The organism is Candidatus Poseidonia alphae, assembly GCF_943787815.1.
GTDB lineage: Archaea > Thermoplasmatota > Poseidoniia > Poseidoniales > Poseidoniaceae > Poseidonia > Poseidonia alphae.
Genome location: NZ_CALSNW010000001.1, coordinates 749,245 through 771,671, shown reverse-complemented (window position 1 = coordinate 771,671; position 22,427 = coordinate 749,245). Strand labels below are relative to the sequence as shown.

The window sequence follows — 22,427 nt, the reverse complement described above, 5'->3', positions numbered from 1 at the left end:
GGAGTTAACGCAGAATCATGCGAAGCCTACCCGCCTTTCTCCTCATCTCCCTAATGGTCACCATGGCTTGGGTTCCAATGGTCCCTGCAGCAGACAGCACGGTCACCGTTAACACGACTTGGTCAGGAACCGTTATCCTTGAGGGAAACGTCACCGTTGACCAAGGAGCTACACTGACGCTTGAACCCGGAACAACGGTTGACGCCAAAACGTATTCGTTAACCGTTGAGGGGGCCTTGGATGCTGACCAAACCTCATTCTTCTCATCAACAGTCCCGCTCACCCAAGGCTCACACGGTCAAGGACTGTGGATTGGCCTTGTTATAACGCCCACCGGAACGGCAACATTGGACGAGGTTTCGATTTCAAACGCTTCAGCAGCACTTCGCGTAGAAGGGACGTTGAATGCTAACGGCCTCACCCTAAACGATGCATACCGTGGTATTGCCGTACATGGGGGCACCGCTATTGTTGACGACCTGACTGCTCAAGGTATGGACTATGAAGCGGTCTACCTTGATTCAGGGTCACTGACCTTGAGCAATGCTGAGGTGACCGATACAGCCGTTGGACTTGATTCATCCGGGACTGCGATTGTAACCGATTTTGACGTGTCACAGTCTGGCATTGGCGTCCGGGCACACGGTGGCTCGCTTCATGTGGACGGGCTTGAACTTGATGATGCTGCGGTTGGTATCGCCGCTAACCCAGGGGCCGCTATCAACATCTCAAATGTCGTGGGAGCCAACCTGGCCATCGCTATCGATGCTGCGAATTCAGACGATCTCAAAATAAATCAAGCCGTTTTTTCTGGACAGCGAATGCTGTTAGGGACCTCGGTTTCAGGGTTTGAACTTCACGATGTTGAATTCAATGCTACCCACCAGGACTCCCGCTACGTGGTGGACATGAAATGCTCGGGACAATGCACCTATGATGGATTGAACCTTCTCAATACTTCACGAGGCATGTCGCTCTCAGGAAGCGGCACTCACGAACTAACAAACAGCCAAATCACAGCCAGTCAGCAAGCAATCTTTGCGTCAGGGGCTGGACATTTGGACATTGCAAACTCGAACGTGGTCACCGATGGCGTCGGAATTAACATCCAAACGCCAACCTCTCTCCTTTCTGCGGTCGGTGTGGAGTTGGGGGACGTTCAATCTACGGGAATCGACGCATTGGGTGGTGTACACGACTGGGATGGTATTTCCATTCACAAATCCTTTCAATCGGGGGATTCTTCCTCTGTTGGTGTGAACGCGTGGTATGCTGACCTCAACCTTGGTGAAATGAACACCGAGAATACCTCCATCGGAATGCGAATGGAACGAAGTGTTGCAACGATTGCCTCGTTGAATGCCCACCAAGGCTCAACGGCAGGCCTGCATCTCATCAACAGTGATGTTACAGCAGAGGACATTTCCACACTTGCACAGACCTATGGCGTCCATTTGGTTGGACAGTCACATCTTCAAGCGATCAACTTAACAGGTACACTTCACGATGTTGCCCTCCTGCTCGAGACCTCCACCGCTACCGCTACCGTTCGATTCTTTGAACCGATCAACACCGCACAAGGAGCCGGTGATGCCTCGGGTCTAGGGGTGCTCTACTATGGAAGCGAAAGCTCGCCAACAATTAACACGGCTGAATCTTACTTTTTGGAAGAAACCCCCGTGACGTTCACTGATTTGGACGGCCAACCGATTGAGGCCAATGTGGTAGTCCATGGCTTTGAATTCGTAGCGAATTCAAACGGCGCACTGACGCTCCCTCTTTCATCTTCAGGCTCCCTCATCGATGCTACGTACCAAGGAGCCGGTGTTCGTGTTGTTCTTACGGGCGGCTACATCGGTCAGTCCGTTCAGGTTCCAATCATTCCAGCCGGGGATTGGACCATTCCATCGAGCAAAGTGGTCATCTTAGGCCCTCGCCCCGACGGAGCATCCCACCAACTTACGGGCAGTCTTACGATTTCAGACGGAGCCCAGTTGACGCTCATGAATACGGTGCTCATCGTACCTGCTTCAGAATCCGTTTCTCTTCTCGGCACTGGCGTGTTAGAGGGTGAAGCAAGTACAATTGAAGCACCCTCGCTTTCTGTATCTCCTCAAGGACGCCTTGGAGCGCTATCAAGCGTCGTTGATGAAGAGTCATTCTTGACAATTGACGGCGATGTAACGTGGAATTGTGCCGTTCAAAAACAGGTTAATGGAATTCATTTCGACGGCAGCCTTGCACTACAGCCTTATTGCGAGGTTCGCCAAAACGAAGGGCGAATTCCGACTCAAGTGTCGGTTCTAAACGATGCAAAATTCGAATCCTTTTCTCAGGCATACGTGACGGTTCTCGACAAAGGGTCTCCGGTTGAAGGTGCGTTGATTTCTGTTGCAGGAGCAACCACTCAAACCAACAGTAACGGGTATGGCTTCCTATCCCACCCATCGCTTGTTGTTGATAGTTCAGGTGAAAACTGGTACGGAACAGTGATGTTAACCATTTCAGCAAACGGTCTTCTCGATTTCATCTCTTGGGATACGAACGTATCGTTTGAACACACCTTCATGGCCTCAACTCTACCGTCTGGAACCGTTAACGATTGGTTGATTCTTGAAAAGCAATGGAGTCCATACACGCTCTCATCATCCCTTATCCTATCAAAAGATGCGACCATGACCGTTCAAGATGGCGTATCACTGCGCGTGTCCAATGACGCCACCATTACCGTGAACGGTACAATGGATGTCGATGAAGCAACGCTTGCATCAACCGGTTCAGGTGCACGTTGGGGTGGCCTCATTCTCGGAGATTCTGCAGGGGCCTCAATTGACCTTGCGGGTGCAACAGTTGTTGAAGCCGCTCCTGCCGTACGCATCAACGGTGATGGCTCTTTCAGCGCTAACGGCGTGTTCTTCGCCCGCTCCGCATCGGAGAGCCTCATCACCGTTGAAACAGGTAGCAATGCTGAGGTCCAATTGAGAGACTCCCACCTTCAAGACGCAGGAAACGGCTGCCTCAGAGTCTTCCAATCAACCGGTATCTTCTCGATGTCCAACGTGACGCTTTCCGATTGCGGTGGACCTGGGTTGTGGGCGCGTCAAACCTCCCTCTCCGTATCAAAGATAACGCTGGGCGGTGGAATTGAACAAGGTTTGGACTTGACCGGAGTTACAGGTCAGGTTGACGGAGTCCATGCACATGCATTCAGCGGAACAGGTTCCCTCATTTCTCTCAGTTCAATCGATGGAACCTTTGCCCTTTCTGACGTCAACGGAGTGACAGGAGGACTTGGAGGAATCATTGGCTCAGAAAACAAAGCACTCAACCTCCAAGACATCAATCTCACAGGCGCACCAGGAATCGATATTGACCGAAGTGCTGGAACCATCACGAACGTTCACCTTTCAGGCGATGGTTCAGGGACAGCCGTAGTTTTCCATCACGGGCGTTCTTTGGATCCTCTGTACCTTACCAACGTGACCATTGAGCAATTCGCAGTAGGGCTAGGTTTGCATCTTGACACTGACGAACAGGCAACGCCACTCGTCGTTCGTTCCAGTTCCATTACCGCCAGCACCTCACTTTCGACAGAGGGCTACGATGTTCGGTTCGAAGATACGAATCTTCTCGGTCTGGTTGAGAATTACGGTGCTCATGTTGACCTAGTGGATGGAAGTCATAATGGAATTGAAGTCTCGGAAGGCGGCAGTTTCAACGCTTACCGTACCTTTGTTCTTGATGCGCAGCGCAATGGAATTCCACTGAATGCTGAGTTCACCGTTCAATTCCCAAACTCATCTCTACCAGAGATGCACCTTATGGGAACGACCATAGATGCTGAAATTATCGTTCGAATGATAACGGATTCATCCGATTCTACTGCAACTGCAGCATCCTTTACCGCCACCTCCGCAGGGTCCCCGTCAGCCTCAATCTTTGTTGAATCACTTGCAACAGCGGACCGTAACGTTGTGATTTCACTCGTTGTCAATCAGGCACCAACCGCTGAACTTACCGAACCAATGGCTGGTGGACGTGTGATGGAAGGCGATTCTATTCGAGCTGCGGTTCGCGTTCAAGACGACATCGACGGCGTAGAAAGCATCATCATTTCATGGAAAGTTTACGATGTTTCAGGCAACGCTGTCCTCCAGAATGGAAACGAACCAGTGTTCAACATCACCGATCTAACAGCAGGGTTCTATGTTGTTGAAGTTACAGCGACCGATTCCTATGGTTTGTCATCCTCAACCTCTGTTGATATTGAATATACATTGCTTGATACCGACCTCGATTGGTTGAGCACATGTCAGTCTGACACTTGGTTCGACTCAACACTTGGGCGAACCTGTGGCCCAGATATTTACGATTTGGATGACGATAACGACGGATTTACCGACGTGAAAGATGCCTTCCCATTGGATGGATGTGCTTATTTGGACACCGATGGAGATACCCAGCCGGACGACCTCAACTGCCCGGAGGGAGTGACCTCTTGGCTGACCGTTGATATGGATGATGATGGTGATGGTATTCCGGACAGTCTTGAAGGGGTCGAAGCGGATTCAGGCAACGATAACATCAATGCCATCATGCTTGTTGTAACATTGTTTGGTATTGCCGTATTGATGTTCTTCGCTCGACTCCGGAAAGGTGGCCCGGGTGAATTTACATCCATCGACGAAACTCACCTTTGAGGAGTGGAACGGTTGACCTCCTTTCTACCAACGCCCGAACAAATGGCGTTCGCTGCGGTAGGTATTCTTGCAGTCATACTTGCTTGGGATGCCTTTTGGTTGACGCGGCAACGGAGGGATATTCCGGAATTAGGAATGCTCGCTAACGGAGGCTTTGCATGGAAAAGCGAGGGGAGCCATGAATTGATTCGGCAATGGGGGAATCTTGGTTCAATGGCAGCGATGATGGTTCTGCCGTGGGGCTTGCTTGAGGCGAGCAACACTCCGGTCATCTACGCGATTGTATGGGATGTGCTTCTTTGCCTTCATCTCATTTCTCTGACCGTTCCTAAACGATACGCGATCACCTCAACCCATCTTTTTGCGGACGGCCAAAGCTATGCTTGGGAGCGACTCAGACTTGCTAAGCGTCAACCAAAACGCAGAATCATGCTCCTGCGAAATGGATGGGGCCCGTTTGGCCCCCTTCCGCTTGGCGGAGACCCTACTTCGTTGGGGACGGCCAAAGAATACATTCTGGCCATGGAGCAGTCGCGTTCTCAGAAGCGTTTCGTTGGCGATCAAGAAGAATGAAGCGTTATTCTCTTGGAGTGCCGACGCCTAGCGGTGTTATGGAATGGACACGAAGTGGCGATGATGTTTTTTTACGACTTGACCCCGGTGAGGAAATTCATGCCTCACTGCAAACGCTAGCCGACGAAATCGGGTTTGATGCTGCAGCGATTACCAGTGGTATTGGAAGGACACGGGACAGTACTTACGGCTACATGGACGACGACCATCATTACCATCGACGAACCATCACGGGCGGTAGCGAACTTGTAACGCTCCAAGGCAACTTAGCACGGCGTGAGAATGGCGACGCGTTCACCCACTTGCATGCTACCTTTTCAGACGATAATCTCACGCCTCATGCAGGCCATATGTTCGAAGCAACGGTCCATGTCGTGGCCGAACTTCACCTTCGTTTGCTCACCGAAGCCATCATGACGCGTTGCCCGTTGGAGAACAGCGAATTTGTTGCTTTGAAGTTTGATTGAGGCGTTCAAAAGCGATGCTTCTTATCCTGTCGCATGCGTGTTAACACCATGAGCGGCGAAGTTCCAAATCCGGACCATTCGCCGCAGCGAGTCGACTGGCTCGCCGAACAAATCGCCCACCATTCGCACCTCTACTACAATCTCGCTGCACCCGAACTTTCCGACGCTGATTTTGACCGACTTTGGGATGAACTTCAGCAACTTGAACCCAATCATCCACAACTACGGCGGGTGGGCGCTGACATCGCTCCCGGCAGCGTTAAGGTTGAACATTTATTTCCAATGAGAAGTCTTGACAAGGCGAATAAAAAGGAAGAACTTCTTCATTTTGTTAACACGACCACACAAGGTTCGAAGCGCTTTCTCTCCCAACCGAAATTGGACGGTTCTGCTCTCTCGCTGGAGTATCGCGTTGGCCGATTGGTAAGGGCGGCCACGCGAGGAAGTGGAGAGCGTGGAGAAGACGTAACACGCAACGCCCGTAAAATTGCGAATGTCCCAGAAGCGCTGCCCCTCCCAGTAGATCTTCACGTCCGCGGTGAAGTTGTCATGCCGCTTTCTGTCTTCGAATCAACGTACAGGGACGTCTCTCCAAATCCTCGTAACCTTGCGGCAGGGGCTTTGCGACAAAAGCACGATGACGGTAAGGCTGACGCTTCTGATTTGGTCTTCCAGGCTTACGACGCTCAATTTCCTCGAGGAGAAAACCGCCACCCCGACAGCATGGAGATTCCATCCTTTAGGTACGATACTGAAATTCTCGCTTGGATGGAAGAGTCTCTTGGAATCCAGCCAGCAAAATGGGCGCTCCATGATGGTGAATCGCCTGCAACGACGGGAACACTCCTGTTTGACCAATCCCAAGATTGGCTGAGTCAGCGGAGTGCCTATCGGTTTGAAATCGATGGAGTGGTCTTCAAACTTGACGATTTAGCCCAGCGCGAAACATTGGGAATGACCGCCCACCATCCACGCTGGGCCCTGGCTTGGAAGTTCCCTCCCGAAGAAGCCACCTCGGTCCTCATGGGCGTTGAATGGCAGACAGGAAGAACCGGAAACATCACTCCAGTGGCCCGAATCGCACCCCAAAGGGTTGGGGGTGTAACGGTTGAAAATACAACCTTGCACAATTTAGGAGAAGTTCAACGATTGGACGTTAACATCGGCGATAAAATTCTCATTGTGCGCCGAGGAGATGTGATTCCAAAGATCGAAAAGGGACTCGGGAGAGCAAGTGAAGCAGACCTCCTTGGACGCACCCATGCCTCCGGTGAACGCTATGAGGCAACACTGCCGGACAAAGTCGCCATTTTAGCACCTGAAACCTGCCCTGCTTGCGGAGGGGGCATTGAGAGAGAGGGGGCTTTCCTCAAGTGCCCGGAATTGTTTTGCGAAGCCAGAACAAGCAGGTCAATTCTTTACTGGTGCCGTTCACTAGAAATGGACGGCATAGGGGAAAAGTTGGTTGAGCAACTTCTCGATGAACACGTTATCACAACGGTTGCAGACCTCTATCGGTTGACGTTCAACGAACTCATGGGCCTTGAACGAACAGGAGAGAAAACCGCGAACAACGTTCTCAATGAGATTTCAAAATCCAAGGCGATGACACTCGGGCGTTTTCTTCATGCCTTAGGATTGCCGGGAATCGGGCCCGAACTTGCAACAGCAATGGCCCAAAAACTTCACGATGCACCGGGCTTGATGCAATGGTTGGAGGCCGCCCATGCTGCTTTTGGCGAAGCCAGTTTTGGCCCACCTGTTGGAGAGAATGGAAAGCCATTCACCCACAATGAGGCACTGCGAAATCTCATGGGCATTGATGGCGTTGGCTCTGTCGTTGCCCTGCATTTCAGAGATGGGTTGCATCAGCGCAAACAAATGCTTGAGGATTTGCTATCTCTTATTGACGTCCAACCCCAACCCCTCCTAGCGGCTGGCGGGCCGTTTGAAGGACGAACCTTTTGTCTGACAGGAACGCTAAGTAAGCCTCGAAAAGAGATCCAACAAATCATACAAGACGCAGGCGGTAAAGTGGTGGGAAGCGTTTCTGCTAAACTCGGCGTTCTTGTTGCTGGTGAACAAGCAGGGTCAAAGAAAGCAAAAGCAGAATCTTTGGGCATCGCAGTATGGAGTGAAGCCGACCTTTTGAGTGAACTGAATTCAGAAGCACCTACACCGTCTGTTCCATCAGCCGAGAAAGGAAACGTCGGACAACCTTCGCTTTTTGACTTTTGATGAATTCAACCGTAAAGCATAGCGTTGGTACTGGGAGAACTGTCTTCGCTTTTTCCAGCACTGTCCATGAGTGCTTTGAGTTGTGCTTCAAGTTTCTCAGCTTCTTCGATCAGTGGCTGGTTTGGAAGGTCAATGCTTGGGAGAAGCGTATTCAGTTTCTCAATGAGTACTGCTGCAGCACGAGCGTCGGGCCAACGAGGGTCAGCTTCGACCATGATGGACATGGTGCCCAGGCCCCTGCGGGTTGCTTCGCTTAGGATGCCAGCATTCATTCCACGGATGACTCCTTGTTGGAGCAGAGGGATATTCATTTCTTTGAGCATATCTCGAACGGTCTCGTTGCATCCGATCCCGACAACATCGATACCGTCTGTGTCTTCGTATTCGACAACGGGCTCAACACCGTCCATATTGCTCTTCATGCCCGCCTTAGCGAATGCATCGATAACGATACCAGCCAATACTTTGTGCTCCTTGGACCACTCAAACAAAGCCCATACGATCTTGTGAACGAGAGGTTCGGGAACAACCATTTCACTCATGAGCAGAATCACCTGGTCACAGCCATCAATGCTGCACTGAGGCTTCCCAGCATAGGCCCGGATTGGGGGCAAGGGAACACCTTCTTGAATCAAAGAAAGGGTAGGTAGGCGGTCATCGACGAGGCCGCCGACGAACTCCAATTCCAAATGGTCGATGAGGTAGTGAGCTACAATACTTGAAACCATTCCAACACTTGGAAAGCAAGCAATAACCATGGTATTCTCTTGTTCAATAATGGTATTGATTCGAAGACTTGGGCCATCCATGAGTTCCTCTAACGGACCGTGCGCCTTCAACGCTTTGGCTCCATGACATCAAAGGCTTCATCATTGACAAGGTTCACCAACAGCCATGAGCGCTGACGAAACTCCTTCGCCACGTCCACACAGCCTTTCGCCTTCCGCATGGAATCGCTACGAGACTTGTCCGAGGATGTATTGGCTCAGCCGACAACGCCTCCCACGGAAGGCGGGAATGGCGGCCTCGCTTGGAACCGCAGTCCACGCTTCGATTGAAGATTTGCTCAACTTGGACCTTTCAGGACGCGGGGATAAGGAAGCAGGATGGTTGCCCCGTGAGGCAGAGCGTGTTCTCAAAATACGTTGGGAAGAGGAAAAGGCAGTGTTCATGGCTACGCCCAGACGCCCCAATTGGAAAGAAGACAAATGGAAGGAAGCGCTCAAACAACAACGAGGGGGCGTTATTCTCTTGCTTGACCACTTAGGGGCGCGCGAACTGCCCCATGAAGACATCACCGTTGCCCTTTGGAAGCGATTGCAACAACTCACCATCGCCGTAGAGGGCGAACTCAAAACCAGTGACGGCCGTCTAATGGGCCGCTTGGATTTATTGTTCGCAGATATGGCCGAGGATGGCACGATGAAAGGCTGGCTGGTTGCAGACCTAAAAACTGGCAACGCACCAACAAAGGAACTGAAGACCGAAGTAAATCGCCAACTCCGAATGTATCGGGACATTCTTCTCGCTAACAATCCAAGCGCGCCACCGGTTCGTACTGAAGGATGGTACACCAAAACAGCAAGCAAGTGGGCTGCTCTAGGGCCAAGCGTCCTCGAAGACGCATACGCTGCTTGGGAGGCAACGCAAGCCACCCCCATTCCCATGGAGCCAACCCCTGGACCGGACAGTTGTGGAGGGTTCTGCGATTGGAAGGCGTGGTGCCCGCACTGGTGGACTTGGCGCAAAGAGTCCGGCACCCTTCACAAAGATGATTTCAGCGATGCCGTCGTCCTTTTGCATCAATACGACGACGTCAGCGGTGTCGGCGTTGTGGAACTTTGCGAACCATTGGATGAGACCGGACGAGCAATCCCAACAGGCAACCGAGTTTCAGCAAAATTCGACGGTCGTGGAAAAGATGCCCTCGAAGAATTGCGAACTCAAGGCTACCAAGGGCCGCTGTTTCTCGGGTCGATCATGACGGCTCGACGTTCCTGGCGAGTTGGCCCGTGGTGTGATGTTCTTCCGTGGAATCCTTTGCCGGACGGCGAACCGTACGAACCCCTCTCAGCGTAGATGTTCGCGCAACAATTGCCGCGTATCTTCGCATTCGATTCCATTAGGGGAAAGCAACCACCCGACATAACCGGGGTCTATTGCTTGAATTTCAGAAAGATGTTTTCCTCTGTGACGGCCAAAAGAGACAACGTAATGGGCACCATCGCGACGAACTTTTCCTAAGGAATCCACCGGTTCCAAGTCGTTCAAACCTCTGCCAAGTTCCGAAGCGTCCGTGTTTCCTTCGCCGTGAACAATCCATCGTTCAAGTTCGGGGATTGACCTTCGGAACGCTGGAGAATGTTCAACGGAGAGTCGCCAAAACAGCAACAGCGTTGCAGCAGCATCTGCAGCGGCAGTATGTGCGGCTTCCAGACGAATTCCGTGCCGGCTGCAAAGTGAGCCAAGATTGTGAGGTCTTGGAATCTTGAGTCTCCGGACCAGTTCAAGCGTATCCATAATCGCCTTAGGTTGCGGACAAAGTCTGCCGAGCCGGAGAAATTCCTTTTCTAGCATGGCGAAATCAAATTTTCTGACATTGTGGCCTACTAAAACAGCGCCTTCAATCAATTCAGCGACCTCGTCAGCCACGGCTTCGAACCCTTGTAAGCTGCGAACATCTCTGTCGTAAATTCCGTGGATTCGACTTGCATCATAGGGTATGGAGCGTTTTGGGTTGACCAAGCGTTCGAAGTTGACCGCTGTTCCATCGATAGCACTGCCGATCAAAGCGAGTTGGACAATCTTGTCCTCTTGTGTTGACACCCCGGTGGTCTCAAGGTCAAAGGCCAGAACTTTTTCGCCTTGGAAAAGGTCTTGCCCCATGACATTTCACCGCAACTGCTCCTCTTTGAACATCACTCTCAAACCCGATGAGCCCTTGGGCGGAATATGGGGCTTCGAAGTTGGTTGAATCAAATCATAGGAAGAACCGATTCTGTAGGTAATACGCCTGTTGTAGAGCCTGCGGTATTGGAGGAGGACATGACCACCTTCCATCGCACTCAGGAAAAACGCGCAACGGAAGCCCTCGCCCTGTTCGAAGAAGACGACCCGGTCTTGGAGCCCTTAGCGAACAGCGTTCCAGCGCCTTATGATGCCAGTCAGGCTCAAATTGAAGACTTACTCAGTGAAGGTACATCACCGTCATTTACCCATCAAGATGAGGTTGAAATCCATGATGTGTCAGAGGTTGAAGACCCCTATGAAGATGCGATGGTCGAAGGGGATATATCCGAAACCGTCGTCTTCGACGGGCATGAAAACAGGGCTTCTGTTTAATCACTTCAACCGAACAGTTAGAAAGGATGGGCCGGTCGTTTCTAACATGAAGCATTCCCTAAAGCGAACAAAGGTGTCAACCGCCTTTGCCGTTGGCTTTGTTCTCATGTCATTGCTGTCCGGTTGCTTGCAAGCCTTGGACACAACGGTTTCTCCTCGGGCCACATTGGAAGCCTACCCAACCCTCATTCAAGAAGGCGAAATGGTAACCTTGGACGCTCGAGACTCCTCCGCTGTTGAGGGAATCATCACCGGCTACAGTTGGGACTTTGGTGACGGTTCAACCGCCGAAACCGTAGTGGGTTTCACCTCTCATGCGTTCCCAAATCACGGGCAATACATCGTTCGTTTGACCGTTACCAACGACCAAGGCGGAACCGACGATGCCGTTGCGACTGTTTTGGTTAACGGAGCGCCGGTCATCAACATCAGCATGCCCACATCGGTTCGCGCTGGAGATTCAGCCCTGTTCGATGCCTCGGAATCTTACGACCCGGAAGGCGGGCAAATGGCCTTCTCTTGGGACTTTGACATCAAGGTCGATACCAATGGAGACGGAGACCCACTCAATGATTTGGACGCTTTAACGCCCGAAGTTCTCTTTGATACAACAACTTCAGGCATGATTCATGGCATTCTTCGAATCGATGACAGCGATGGAGCATTTGCGATAGAATCGTTTGAATTGAACATCACAACACGTACGTTCAACGTTGTCTGGGTCACTGAAACCATTGACATTTCCTGGGACGAGTATCTTGAACAGGGTCAGACATGGGAAGGGAATCTGACACCAGGCGAAAACGGGCGCATCATCGCCTTTGACGCTTTGTTGGAACTCGATCGAGACATTGCACCTCCACACGATAACTTCTCACTGGTCCTCCATATCGTTGATGATAATTATAGAAAAACTGCTCAAACCCAAGCCGGAAATTACACCACCAATGAACCCGCAACGGCTGAAATGTCGCTTGATGAAATGAATTCACCAGGTGAAGAAGGTTTGTTCGTATCGGATTCAGAGGAAGAGTTGTTGAATTTCTTGTTGGGTGACCGAGGAAACCGAACCGGCCAAGGCGAATGGATTTGGTCGGTTGTTGCTCAACAATCCGACCCCGATTCAATATTTGGAGAGCCAGACCCCGACCCGGGGAACGATTGGGTTTTGAGCGTTAAAATCACCGTTATGAGGCCTTCTTTATCGGAAGTAGCCGTCAGCGATTCCAGCGTTTGAAAGAGAAAGGTGTATGAAGAGGGGCGCCTTGGAAAGGAATGGTCATCATGGTCGATACAGTTGAAGTCAGCCGAGTTACGATTCGAGACGCCTTGTCTGTTGACCTCTCCGTTTGGATGAATGATCCAGACGACTGGGACTTCAGGCCCTCGCTCTTCTATGCAAACAACACCCTTTCTGTGCGTTGCGCAAATCAAGGCCATGAACTTGCTTCAGTCGAACTCGACGATGAGCAAGACGAAGCCCTTCACCGAGACCGAGCAGCAGAACTGCGCGTGAAGTTTCACGTCCATGGAATGCACGGACGGCTCAACAAGATTCACCCGATCATCGCTGATGGAAAAGCCAAGAAGTTGGCCACGGCTAACTGGAAGACCACCCAATCCGTTTCGTTCGAGTAACCCCCAACGAATCTTTGATAACGGTTCAACAAGATTTTGCCGTTTATGTCAAACAGGACAGGTATAGGCAGTCAAAAAAGAGCACGATTCAACCGTATGTGTCGTGAGGTTCGACATTTTGTTTCAGCGAATCCAGGCTGTTCTGCCCAAGCCATCGTCGCTAATTTGAACCACGATCAAGGGATGCGCAACCACGGCCTTACTCCAAGAAAAGTAGGTTTCTTCATCACACGACATCTTGGTGCCACCCTCACGTGGTGGCAGGACCATCGTGCTGGTCGCCGCGTGTACGGTTTGATTGGCGATGAGCCTTCTAAAAAATCAAGCCAATAAAGGAGAATTGTGGGTTTGTCTCATGTAGGGCCCGCTCATCAGCACCAATATGGAGGGGCAAATCGCTGCTTATTTCGACCTCGATGGAACGCTCCTCAATGCGTCCAGCGAAAAAACCCTCACGGCTCACCTCGCTAAACGTCGTCCATGGCGTATTCCATGGGGTGCAGTAGCATGGACATCTGGTTTTTTGACCAATTTATTACGAGGTCGTTCTGTTTACGATGCGGCCCGAAACCGCGGCCACCTATCTCTAGCGTCATGGGAAGTCCTTGAGAACTATTCAGAGCACTTGGCTGAACATGTCTTGAAAGAACATGTTTCAGCGGGAGCTTGGGAACGACTGCAGTGGCATCGTGATCAAGGCCACCGTTTGATCCTTGTTACGGCTACCGTTGCTCCCATGGCTGAAGCGATGGCTCAGGTTCTCAACATGGACGCAGTGTACGGTTGCGGGCCAAGCGAGCGAACAGGCATTTTGTCAGGTTCTGAGCGAGGTTGGAGCGTCCCCCGTCGCAAAGGCAAAGTCCCCGTAGTGGAATTGGATGCGAGGGAAAACAATCACGACCTCAGTCAATGTTATGGATATGGAAATACCCTTGCAGATTCGTGGTTTATGAAGCTCTGCGGGCATGCAATTGCTGTTAACCCAGAAGGGTCTCTACGAAAGCACGCGCACTCACACCAGTGGGAAATTGTGGAATGGCCTTGAGGGTTCATATATCCTTACGGGCCATCTAAACCATGAGTCCGGACGATGAAGAAGAAAACCAAGCGAGTGAAGTTGTCCAAGATTACCGAAGGGAATTGCTGTTGAACCAAATGTTGGAGGCTGCTCAAGCAACCAATCGGGCTGCAAAGTTAGTCAGCAGTATCGTAGCCCGAAACCAAGACCGAATGTTTCTCGACAAGGCTGGTCGAATCATTGTAAATGGAACGCTTGCAACCTATCGTGTTGACATGGGCGGGTTTCTCAACAAAATGAACAACCCCTTTGATTACAGTTCTTTTGACCAGGTTGAAATCCACCCCAAAGGAACTCTTGTCGACCAACCAAAAACTGCATGCGTTCAAGTCCAAATCAACGGTTCAATGCCCGCATACGACCTCCTTGGAGCATATTTGCTGGGGCTCATGAACGATGAGTCGACATGGCTTCAAGAAAACATGGGCCCTCTACGCCATGCATTGTACGCCATGTACGGGTTAAGAGAGAGTCCCCTCACCGAATCCTTGTCAGAACATCTTTTCATGAAATACGGTGGGCGTTTGGACCCCAAATCTGACCATTTTACCTTGAGAGGTACAAACGGATGGAAGTGGCGCGTTTCTTTTGGAAATCCACTGGCTCGCGGCTTCAAGATAGAATACTCAAAGCCACGTCAAAGTTGGTGGAATGACATGTTTGATGACCATCTAGCCGAAACCTCCCAACATTACACGCTTTGCGGCTTCTTTGACCTCATCGACCATCTATCCGAATCTCCTGCAATTCTTCGCAACTCATCCGAGTGGCAGACAGACCCCATTTTTGTCAGAAAGGTCGCCTCAGTTTACCCCCCTCTCGCCAAGAAGTTGTTGACAACCATTGAGAGTGAGGATTACGACCCTGCAACGATTCAATCTTTTTACGATGAAACCATCACTGAAGAAGAAGCAACAACCGTCGCTCTCCTTGATGAGCAGATTCGTAACTTGGCTCTTGCTTGAGCTGATTCATGGTTGAATGGCGGCCCCACCGCGATTCGAACACGGGTTCGAGGCTCCGCAAGCCTCTGTGATATCCAAGCTACACTATAGGGCCAATTTGGCCGACCAGCCGCCCCAATATAAGCGCGAGGGTGATACAACGCCCTGTTTCGTACAAGGGTTCATTGAATTGAGACGCCTGGAAAGTCCATGGCCGTAGTGATTGAACGCTCCGTGGAATTCCCGATGGTCGATTTGGCCAATATCGCCTACTTCCCAAGAATCTACGACCTGGCACATCGGGTGTTTGAAGCCACTTGGCCTGAGATGTGCGGCGTGGATTATCCAACGGTTCTTGGAGAACTGAAAGTTGGTTTTCCCGTGATCAACATCGCGTCGGAATTCAAAGCGCCAATGAGGTATGGCGACCGTATTTCAGCGCATATATCAATTTCCCATATCGGGACCACATCGTTGGTCTGGGAATATCGTTTCATCAATCAACACGCAGATCTTGTTTGGTCATCATCCCAAACCACCGTTTGTGTTGACATGGATACGCTGAAGCCAACACCGATTCCAGAGCGCCTCAAAACGGGACTGCTCAACCATTTAGATGGAGGGGTAGATAATGAATAATGAAGGCATTAAACCAGACACCCGAGGGCCGAAGAACATCGCCATCATCCTCTTTTTCAGCGCGCTTTTACTGGCTGGGTTCTCCTATCAAGACTGGCTTCAGCACCAAGGCGGGCTTACGGATTCCCAGGTTGATACCTTCCTGGCGACTCCAAACAGTCAGGGTGGAGAGCCAACATCCGTGGACGACTTTAGAGCCTTTGAAGACGAAGTTCAAACAAATAAGGGATACCTGATCCGTTCAATTGGGCTGGCAATAGCAACGATTTGCTTGCTTATCGGGACGCCTCTCTTGCATCGATTGAACATCAACGGAGCGTATCTCTGTGTAACTGGAGCAGTGCTTGGCCTGATTTCCGGCGTTTATGGAAGTTATCTCATCAACGATTCAGCTCAAATGCACTTGGGTGACGCTATGATGCTGACTTACGAAATATGGGTGTATCTTTGTGGAGCGATCATGTCCTTATGTCTCGCGGTAACAGCGTTACCTCTCTTGAACACCAAAGCTCGGATGGCTCTCAACCTCCAAGTCATTGTGGTACAAGACGAATCGGAGTGAATGTTTCATTCAGGCTTTGGCCATTTTTTGGCAAGGGCCTTTCGCAATTCGTCGTCCATGGTGGCGTTCCACCAATCGCTACCCTGCCAGATTGCGTATTTACCTCGTATTCCACGTAAGTCGGCACCCTTGAATTTACAATTCTTAAAATTTGAAAGGTTCAGTCTTGCCTTTCTCAAATCAGCACCACGGAAATCCGAGTGGTCGAATGAAGATTTCATCAAATCGGTATCAACCATCGAAGCACGACGAAAGTCACAGTGGGTAAAATCCCCTTCGGTTAGGTCGGCCCTGTCAAAGATGGTCCTTCGGAAATTTGAACCGGTGTGACGCCCCTTTCTCACGAGCGATTCGGTCTTGTTTTGAAAAGACCAATCCAGCACTTCGGCTTCTTCAGAAGTTGTCTCATCGTCCCGAGGATCGCCTTTTCCTCCACCGGACATGACCATTTGAGCACCTCAAGCGCCGGAGCGCTTGTCCAAGTGTGCTTGGCCTTCGGGTGTAAGGATTGCGAATCGATTTTTCTCATCCTTTCCACGAGGGACGATGAGGAAATTCCTTTCCTTCAGACGGTTGAGGTAGAGGGAGAGATTGCCTGGTGGGTCAATGCCTGCATCACTAAACAATTGGTTGACCACACGAGGCGGACTGTCGCTAACACCCTCTACGTCGCGCAAGTAGTGTATGGCGCCCAACACTTGGTCAGGTTTCCGCGACAATGCACAATTGTCCAGAAGGGCGCGGAACGCAGACCCTCGTTCTGGCAGTCCGGCATCTCTTGCCGCATTCACAGCGGCTTCAAGTGCGTTTTCTCTTGCCTCTCGGATGCGTTCGAGGAGCATGGTCCATGTGTGGTCAATCTTGGCCGCAGCCAATTGTTCGTCAATTTGAATGGCGGCGCCTTCGAGATTAATCTCAATGTCACCGGCTTGAACTGTAAGTCGCAAAAATAATCGCCTCTTGACTCATAACGACACTCAATCCTTCATAACCTTATGTTGTGAAAAATGATACATTTTTAGAAAATTTAAGCGTTCAACGCGACAAAACAAACATAACAGGTAATGCGCAGCCAACCATGAGGCCTTGAGATGAAATCCCGTCAAATTCTGGGAACCCTGCTTGTTTTGATGATGGTTGGCCCTGGCTGGTCAGTTATGTTTGCTAGCGCCCAATCCACCACCATTTCTGTTTTTTCCACGGGTACAGCCCAAGAAACAATCACCATGAACGGGGGCACACACACCTCAATTGGGTTTGATTTGGAGCGAAACACTACGATCGAACAGTCTCTTTTCTTCCTCTCTCCCGATTCTGGAACAACCCAGTCGCCGGGTAAGGTATGGCTGGACCTCGACCAAAACGGAGAGAATGAGTGGGAATTCAATCAAACCGGTTACGGAGACTTTGGATTGCAGACGATGTTTGCAGATGGAAACAACTCATCTGCATTAGCCATCGAACCAAATGGGCCCATCCAAGCCAGTACCAACACTTCCGACTTCCTTCTTCCTTACGGTTCTGCAATAACCGATGCTCGAATGACCGTTGGGTTTGAACCTACTTTGACTGGCGGCTTCTTTCCATTGGGGCCGATAACCGATACGGCCATTGGTGACATCGAAAACAACAGTCTGGCAGACGCCATCCTTCTTTCGTCCTCAAATGCAAGTACCGGAGTTGGGACCGCCTTCACGGTCATGAGTTATACCAATACTACGGGCGTTTCCAACACATCATGGGTTCCAACATGTACGAATGCTACCCGGGTGATGGTTGCCGATTTGAACGGTGATTCCTTTGAAGACGTGGTCACGTATGCACCGGTGGACAGTTTGCTCTGCATCCACATCTACAACGGCACCACAGGTAACTTTCCAACCCGGGCCAATTTTACGCTCCCCTCTTCAGTCATTGATTTGGATATTGGAGATGTTGCCGATGATGGATATGCAGACTTGGTAACCATCCGAACCGGTGGAGGAGTTGATATTGCAGAATTTAGCACCAAGTCCAACGGGTTTTCAAGCGTAGATTCGGCCGTTGTTTACGAAACTCCTCAAGGCACTACAACAGCCTCTTTGACGGCAATGTACCTGGCTCGGTTTAATGGTGAATTGAACCCATACAAGTTGGTCGTGGTGGATACCACAGGCCAATGCATCCAACTGCAGTATTCGCCAAACGGGGCCTTTGCAGAGCTGGTGACGCGCTTTGATGGACTCGGAACGGATTCAGTGTACGGCGATTTTGATAACGATGGAGACCTCGATTTCATTGCCACACGTAGCACTGGACACCGCTCAATTGAAAATCGCCTTACATCTTGGGATGAGGAGAATCACAATGGTCTCTTGGACCTCACCAATGCGACCATCATCGATCACGATTACGACATGGACAGTTCGCTCCTCCTTCCTCAGTTGACCCAAGGCGATGGCATTTCGAGCACATTAGATGGCAACTTTACTGCTTACAATTTCCGTACTTACGGCAGCAACAAGGGACGAGTTGACTCATCTGCTTCAGCAATATTGGAACCCTGGACCATGCCCAAGTCCATCGATTTCGGAGACTTTGATGGCGATGGTATACGCGAACACATTGTCGTCGCAGGTGAAGGTTCACAGCACGGGGTGTTCATAGGTGCCTGGCACGAAATTGGTTACGATGTTGACCATAATTCAATGGCTGATTACACCGCATCAGGCTATGCTGGAAACGGCTCAAATGGCCTCGCACCGCTTCAGATACTCGACCCAGTCAACAACTTGAGCACGCAGTTGAGCGCTATGAGTTTCAGTTGGCCGTGGATTACCGATGGCTACGGCATTCAAATGTCTCCGGTCAACTTTTCGTTGAGCACATTGGCTGGGGGCATGTTCACCTTTACAGATCTCAACATTACATATGATGCAGAATTTCAGGTGAATCTTAATCCACATCCCTCTCGTAATCTCACCAATGTATTGAATCAACAGATGACCGGTGGTTCAGGAACGTTAAACGTACCTCTGCTGTTTTCCTCAACACGAAACGGTAGTTTTGAGATTTCCAACCCCACCATTGCCTACACCGAAGGCGCACCTAATATCGCCCTACCGCCAACTCCGATATTGCAAATCAATCAACTGAACAGCACGAGTTTGGAACTTGGATGGCAGAATCAAACCGATTTTGGTGACGACCTGCTTCAATTCATCATCTACAGGGTGGGCCAGAATCAAGACTTAGATCTCCTTGATACCTATTCAAGCAGCATCAGCAACTTCACGATCGATATGAATTTCTCCCCCGGTGAACAATACGACTACTATGTCCGCAGTGTCCATCAATACGGAGTGACCAGCAATCTCTCCGCCCCTCTTTCAATCACCGTCCCCTACCCTCCCCCTCAGTCCTACATACCGAACGTGACGGCTGTAGACCGCCCCAGCGATTCTGGAGGCGCGTTGGACATCACTTGGTCCCCGGGACATTCATCCGTGAATGAACATCAGATTTACGTCAGTGCTGTGAATTTCACTTCACTTAATGGAATGAGTGCCTCCATGACAACAGCGGCTTCAGTCTTTAATTCCACGCTGAGCGTTGACAATGAAGGCAATGCCCTCCTTGATGGAACGCCTTACTTCGTCACCGTTGTTGGCGTCGACCAGTTTGGTAATTTTTCATACGATGCGACAGCGTTTGGCCCAGTGTTCACCAGAAACGACTCGGCGTTAACCACCTCGCTTGACGTGACCTATCTTGGATTTACAAGCGATGAAACCACCTCACATCTCTTGTTGAAGAAGAATGGGGCGTTGGATGTTACCGCTCATTTGCATGAGAACGGTTCGGGTGTTGTTGGAGCGGATTTAACATTGAACATTCTCGGTGAAAACGATAACTTCACGCTCGTTGAAACAACAAATGAATCAGGCATAGCGGTGTTTTCAATCTCTAACCTCACCACTCTGGGCCCAATTGAAGCGCTTGGCCAAATGACCCTTTCAGTTTCATACGAAGGAAGCCAAGGAGGACTCATAGACCGCCCACTAACCCCTGCATTCAACCAATCTTCTGCTTTTGGCGTCGTTGATGTGTCCTTCACGACCGTCGAGCCAATCCTCCTTACTGAGAACGCATCATTCTCAACGGTTCTCCTCGTCAATGCAGACATCGCCGAACAACAGGTACTGCTTGCAAACATGATCGTTGGATGGATTGCGAACGATGAAAATGGTTCAGAGGTATCAGCGGGAATTGGAGAGGTGCGTGGAAACGAGATGGAACTCTCTGGAATTGGCGCATACGGTGGATTCTTACACATTCATCTGGACACGTTCACTCCGTACTATTACACCGAAGGTATGGCGGTCATGATCGACTTTGAAGGATCACCTGCCGTAGAAGAAAATCAAACCAACTCCTCCTCCAACACCAGCAACGAAACGACATTCCCGGATGCAACGCTGGCTGGAACGATTGACTGTGGAACTGCAACCTACGCATGGGAGCAAAACAGTACCGACGAGCGCATTACGTGCACCATCACCAATCCGAATCCGTTTGATGTGCTCCTCGGGTTTTCCTGGAAAGTGACTCCAACAACCCCTCCGCCAGTCACCTTTGAGGCGCCTTTTGGTGTGGGCAGCGCGCCAATCTTCACCATTTCTGCGGAGGCCTCAGTCCAAGTGGAATTCTCGCCGATCCGCAACGGGCCATCCGATGGTTTGTTCCCTGGAATTCAAGGTGTGGGCTACGTCGTTTACTTCTCATGCTCTGAGTTCGGCGGAGCCAATCAGTGCGATTCCATGACCACGCCTACAGCCAGCACTGAAGGTGAGTTACGGTGGACGCTCTCGGAGAAACTTGTGGTTGATACAGACAATACCAACGACGGTCAGAGCAACGATGAAGGTGATGGAGCTTCGAGTTCCATGACCCCAGTATTGGTCGGAATCGGCATTGTTATCTTCGTGGCTGCCGCCATTGGGGGAGCCATCTTCATGCGTTCAAGACTCGATGACGATTTTGACGAGGACGACGAAGAAGATTACTATGCTGAAGCAATGGCTGCCCCAGACGTTAGCCCCGGGCCGAAGAGTCTTGACCTGAACGCCTCCAAATCTCTTGATTCACTTAAGGCAGAGGGTAAAGAATTGCATGAAGAAGCCCCTGAAGGAATTGAATCCTCAATGCTTGGAAGCAGTGCTGACGCCTTCCAATTTGGCGCAACTGCTGAAGAGACCCGCCTCGAAACGGGTGCTGAAGACACCCATGAGGAGGAACATTCGTCCGAAGAGGAATGGACTGAAGAAGCAACCGAAGAGGACGATGGAATCTCAATGGACGAGAACGGTACCGAATGGTGGGAAGATGAAGAAGGCGTCTGGTGGTACCGCGAAGAAGGCTGGGAAGACTGGGCTGTCTGGGAAGATTGATTCAGGCGCGAGTCTTTTGATGGGCTGACGAGTGGATGCAAACCGGAGGGAATGCTATGGATGCGAATCTTCAATCGTACGCGTTGGTTTTGCACCAAGATGCTGACCCAAGAACCGGAGGCGTTGCAATCTGTGGATTCACCACTGCAGGGATGGTCGGGGTCATTGCCACATCTCACATCATCAAAGAGTTGAAATTGAAACAATTAGGAACCGTCATGCATGCTGATTTTCCTGCCGTTGCCCTCATACACAACGAGATTCCAAAACATCCTGTACGTGTTTATCAGGGTGAGGGAGTAGGCGTGTTCACTTCCGAAATACAGTTCGGAAATGAAACCGATATCACCTTTGCATCCACCGTTCTTGAGTGGTTCACAAAAGGTGGTTTCGACCGCCTCATTATCATTGATGGGCTCGTCCGACCGGAAAAAGAATTAACCGAAGGAGCTTTGTTTGGTGTTGGTTCAATCCAAGCCTCGAGAAACCGGTTGAAGGGTTTGGACATCGAACCCATTCAGCAAGGCATCGTTGCTGGAATTACCGGATTCTTATTGGGTGAAGGTGACCGTTTGGGCATTGACATCACCGCGCTTCTTTCTGAAGCAAACCCAATGTATCCTGATGCTCGGGCCGCAGCTATTGCGGTTGAGGCTATTGGCGAATTGACGGGATTAGATATTCCATTGACCGACTTGTTGGAAAACGCCCGGGACATTGAAGACAACGTACGCAACATCATAGAGAATGCCTCACAGATGCTCCCAGCACCCGAAGCAACCAACATCACGGACATTGACCCATCATTCGGATGAAA

At 50.6% G+C, this 22,427-nt stretch carries 19 protein-coding genes and 1 tRNA gene; 15 read left to right on the top strand and 5 right to left on the bottom strand.

From position 1 onward, the window contains the following. Positions 1–17: 17 nt before the first annotated feature. Genes AAA857_RS03325 through ligA form a run of 4 tightly spaced genes read left to right on the top strand, consistent with a single transcriptional unit; the run spans position 18 to position 7,978 of the window. The gene (locus AAA857_RS03325) at positions 18–4,700 is read left to right on the top strand and encodes a hypothetical protein (protein WP_338173099.1); all 4,683 of its coding nucleotides are present in this window, start codon (positions 18–20) and stop codon (positions 4,698–4,700) included. A gap of 12 nt (positions 4,701–4,712) precedes the next feature. Beyond that, positions 4,713–5,273 (top strand): hypothetical protein, encoded by a 561-nt coding sequence (locus tag AAA857_RS03320; RefSeq protein WP_338173096.1) that lies wholly within the window; start codon positions 4,713–4,715, stop codon positions 5,271–5,273. Between the two features lie 38 nt (positions 5,274–5,311). Then, positions 5,312–5,740, top strand: a complete 429-nt coding sequence (locus AAA857_RS03315) for a DUF296 domain-containing protein (protein WP_338173094.1) — start codon at positions 5,312–5,314, stop codon at positions 5,738–5,740. 33 nt (positions 5,741–5,773) lie between these two features. Then, complete coding sequence (gene ligA / locus AAA857_RS03310) at positions 5,774–7,978, top strand: NAD-dependent DNA ligase LigA (protein ID WP_338173091.1); 2,205 nt, start codon at positions 5,774–5,776, stop codon at positions 7,976–7,978. 5 nt (positions 7,979–7,983) lie between these two features. On the opposite strand, the gene AAA857_RS03305 is transcribed toward ligA, so the two are convergent. Continuing rightward, positions 7,984–8,787 carry a PAC2 family protein gene (locus tag AAA857_RS03305; protein WP_338173089.1) on the bottom strand — a complete coding sequence of 268 codons (804 nt, stop codon included), beginning with the start codon at positions 8,785–8,787 and terminating at the stop codon, positions 7,984–7,986. An 85-nt stretch (positions 8,788–8,872) separates the two neighbouring features. Between AAA857_RS03305 and AAA857_RS03300 the strand changes: the two genes are divergently transcribed. Continuing rightward, positions 8,873–10,057 carry a PD-(D/E)XK nuclease family protein gene (locus AAA857_RS03300; RefSeq protein WP_338173087.1) on the top strand — a complete coding sequence of 395 codons (1,185 nt, stop codon included), beginning with the start codon at positions 8,873–8,875 and terminating at the stop codon, positions 10,055–10,057. Here AAA857_RS03300 and AAA857_RS03295 read toward each other — a convergent pair. Continuing rightward, positions 10,049–10,864 (bottom strand): 3'-5' exonuclease, encoded by an 816-nt coding sequence (locus tag AAA857_RS03295; protein WP_338173085.1) that lies wholly within the window; start codon positions 10,862–10,864, stop codon positions 10,049–10,051. The genes AAA857_RS03300 and AAA857_RS03295 overlap by 9 nt on opposite strands. Before the next feature lie 66 nt (positions 10,865–10,930). On the opposite strand from AAA857_RS03295, the gene AAA857_RS03290 reads away from it, so the two are divergent. From AAA857_RS03290 to AAA857_RS03265, 6 genes are all read left to right on the top strand, one after another. Then, positions 10,931–11,320, top strand: a complete 390-nt coding sequence (locus AAA857_RS03290; RefSeq protein ID WP_338173083.1) for a hypothetical protein — start codon at positions 10,931–10,933, stop codon at positions 11,318–11,320. A 46-nt stretch (positions 11,321–11,366) separates the two neighbouring features. Next, a complete protein-coding gene (locus AAA857_RS03285) occupies positions 11,367–12,557 on the top strand; it encodes a PKD domain-containing protein (protein WP_338173081.1) in 1,191 nt (396 codons plus the stop codon). A gap of 47 nt (positions 12,558–12,604) precedes the next feature. Further along, complete coding sequence (locus tag AAA857_RS03280) at positions 12,605–12,958, top strand: hypothetical protein (RefSeq protein WP_338173079.1); 354 nt, start codon at positions 12,605–12,607, stop codon at positions 12,956–12,958. A 96-nt stretch (positions 12,959–13,054) separates the two neighbouring features. Further along, positions 13,055–13,291 carry a hypothetical protein gene (locus AAA857_RS03275; protein WP_338173077.1) on the top strand — a complete coding sequence of 79 codons (237 nt, stop codon included), beginning with the start codon at positions 13,055–13,057 and terminating at the stop codon, positions 13,289–13,291. Positions 13,292–13,340: 49 nt separating this feature from the next. After that, positions 13,341–14,003: an HAD-IB family phosphatase gene (locus AAA857_RS03270; RefSeq protein ID WP_338173075.1), complete on the top strand. Its 663-nt coding sequence runs from the start codon at positions 13,341–13,343 to the stop codon at positions 14,001–14,003. A gap of 32 nt (positions 14,004–14,035) precedes the next feature. Next, positions 14,036–15,001 carry a hypothetical protein gene (locus AAA857_RS03265; protein ID WP_338173073.1) on the top strand — a complete coding sequence of 322 codons (966 nt, stop codon included), beginning with the start codon at positions 14,036–14,038 and terminating at the stop codon, positions 14,999–15,001. Positions 15,002–15,018: 17 nt separating this feature from the next. On the opposite strand, the gene AAA857_RS03260 is transcribed toward AAA857_RS03265, so the two are convergent. Then, positions 15,019–15,095 (bottom strand) — tRNA-Arg (locus AAA857_RS03260). Positions 15,096–15,190: 95 nt separating this feature from the next. Here AAA857_RS03260 and AAA857_RS03255 point away from each other — a divergent pair. Beyond that, positions 15,191–15,619: a thioesterase family protein gene (locus tag AAA857_RS03255; protein WP_338173071.1), complete on the top strand. Its 429-nt coding sequence runs from the start codon at positions 15,191–15,193 to the stop codon at positions 15,617–15,619. Beyond that, entirely contained in the window at positions 15,612–16,181 is a 570-nt protein-coding gene (locus AAA857_RS03250; RefSeq protein WP_338173069.1) for a hypothetical protein, read from the top strand. The genes AAA857_RS03255 and AAA857_RS03250 overlap by 8 nt, the downstream gene beginning before the upstream one ends. A gap of 5 nt (positions 16,182–16,186) precedes the next feature. On the opposite strand, the gene AAA857_RS03245 is transcribed toward AAA857_RS03250, so the two are convergent. Then, positions 16,187–16,630 carry a pentapeptide repeat-containing protein gene (locus AAA857_RS03245; RefSeq protein ID WP_338173067.1) on the bottom strand — a complete coding sequence of 148 codons (444 nt, stop codon included), beginning with the start codon at positions 16,628–16,630 and terminating at the stop codon, positions 16,187–16,189. A 9-nt stretch (positions 16,631–16,639) separates the two neighbouring features. After that, positions 16,640–17,128 carry a hypothetical protein gene (locus AAA857_RS03240; RefSeq protein WP_338173065.1) on the bottom strand — a complete coding sequence of 163 codons (489 nt, stop codon included), beginning with the start codon at positions 17,126–17,128 and terminating at the stop codon, positions 16,640–16,642. Between the two features lie 144 nt (positions 17,129–17,272). Between AAA857_RS03240 and AAA857_RS03235 the strand changes: the two genes are divergently transcribed. Together AAA857_RS03235 and AAA857_RS03230 are read left to right on the top strand one after the other, a co-directional pair. Continuing rightward, on the top strand, positions 17,273–21,610 hold the full coding sequence (locus tag AAA857_RS03235) for a fibronectin type III domain-containing protein (RefSeq protein WP_338173063.1): 4,338 nt from the start codon (positions 17,273–17,275) through the stop codon (positions 21,608–21,610). A gap of 56 nt (positions 21,611–21,666) precedes the next feature. Continuing rightward, positions 21,667–22,425: a PAC2 family protein gene (locus tag AAA857_RS03230; RefSeq protein WP_338173061.1), complete on the top strand. Its 759-nt coding sequence runs from the start codon at positions 21,667–21,669 to the stop codon at positions 22,423–22,425. The last annotated feature ends 2 nt before the right edge of the window (positions 22,426–22,427 follow it).

Excerpts from the sequence above, each read along its gene's own strand:
- AAA857_RS03285 (WP_338173081.1), top strand. The coding sequence starts at position 11,367 with ATGAAGCATTCCCTAAAGCGAACAAAGGTGTCAACCGCCTTTGCCGTT.
- AAA857_RS03290 (WP_338173083.1), top strand. The coding sequence starts at position 10,931 with ATGGGGCTTCGAAGTTGGTTGAATCAAATCATAGGAAGAACCGATTCT.
- AAA857_RS03280 (WP_338173079.1), top strand. The coding sequence starts at position 12,605 with ATGGTCGATACAGTTGAAGTCAGCCGAGTTACGATTCGAGACGCCTTG.
- AAA857_RS03325 (WP_338173099.1), top strand. The coding sequence starts at position 18 with ATGCGAAGCCTACCCGCCTTTCTCCTCATCTCCCTAATGGTCACCATG.
- AAA857_RS03275 (WP_338173077.1), top strand. The coding sequence starts at position 13,055 with ATGTGTCGTGAGGTTCGACATTTTGTTTCAGCGAATCCAGGCTGTTCT.
- AAA857_RS03295 (WP_338173085.1), bottom strand. The coding sequence starts at position 10,864 with ATGGGGCAAGACCTTTTCCAAGGCGAAAAAGTTCTGGCCTTTGACCTT.
- AAA857_RS03300 (WP_338173087.1), top strand. The coding sequence starts at position 8,873 with ATGAGCGCTGACGAAACTCCTTCGCCACGTCCACACAGCCTTTCGCCT.
- AAA857_RS03270 (WP_338173075.1), top strand. The coding sequence starts at position 13,341 with ATGGAGGGGCAAATCGCTGCTTATTTCGACCTCGATGGAACGCTCCTC.
- AAA857_RS03230 (WP_338173061.1), top strand. The coding sequence starts at position 21,667 with ATGGATGCGAATCTTCAATCGTACGCGTTGGTTTTGCACCAAGATGCT.
- ligA (WP_338173091.1), top strand. The coding sequence starts at position 5,774 with ATGCGTGTTAACACCATGAGCGGCGAAGTTCCAAATCCGGACCATTCG.
- AAA857_RS03255 (WP_338173071.1), top strand. The coding sequence starts at position 15,191 with ATGGCCGTAGTGATTGAACGCTCCGTGGAATTCCCGATGGTCGATTTG.
- AAA857_RS03235 (WP_338173063.1), top strand. The coding sequence starts at position 17,273 with ATGAAATCCCGTCAAATTCTGGGAACCCTGCTTGTTTTGATGATGGTT.
- AAA857_RS03305 (WP_338173089.1), bottom strand. The coding sequence starts at position 8,787 with ATGGATGGCCCAAGTCTTCGAATCAATACCATTATTGAACAAGAGAAT.
- AAA857_RS03250 (WP_338173069.1), top strand. The coding sequence starts at position 15,612 with ATGAATAATGAAGGCATTAAACCAGACACCCGAGGGCCGAAGAACATC.
- AAA857_RS03245 (WP_338173067.1), bottom strand. The coding sequence starts at position 16,630 with ATGGTCATGTCCGGTGGAGGAAAAGGCGATCCTCGGGACGATGAGACA.
- AAA857_RS03315 (WP_338173094.1), top strand. The coding sequence starts at position 5,312 with ATGGAATGGACACGAAGTGGCGATGATGTTTTTTTACGACTTGACCCC.
- AAA857_RS03265 (WP_338173073.1), top strand. The coding sequence starts at position 14,036 with ATGAGTCCGGACGATGAAGAAGAAAACCAAGCGAGTGAAGTTGTCCAA.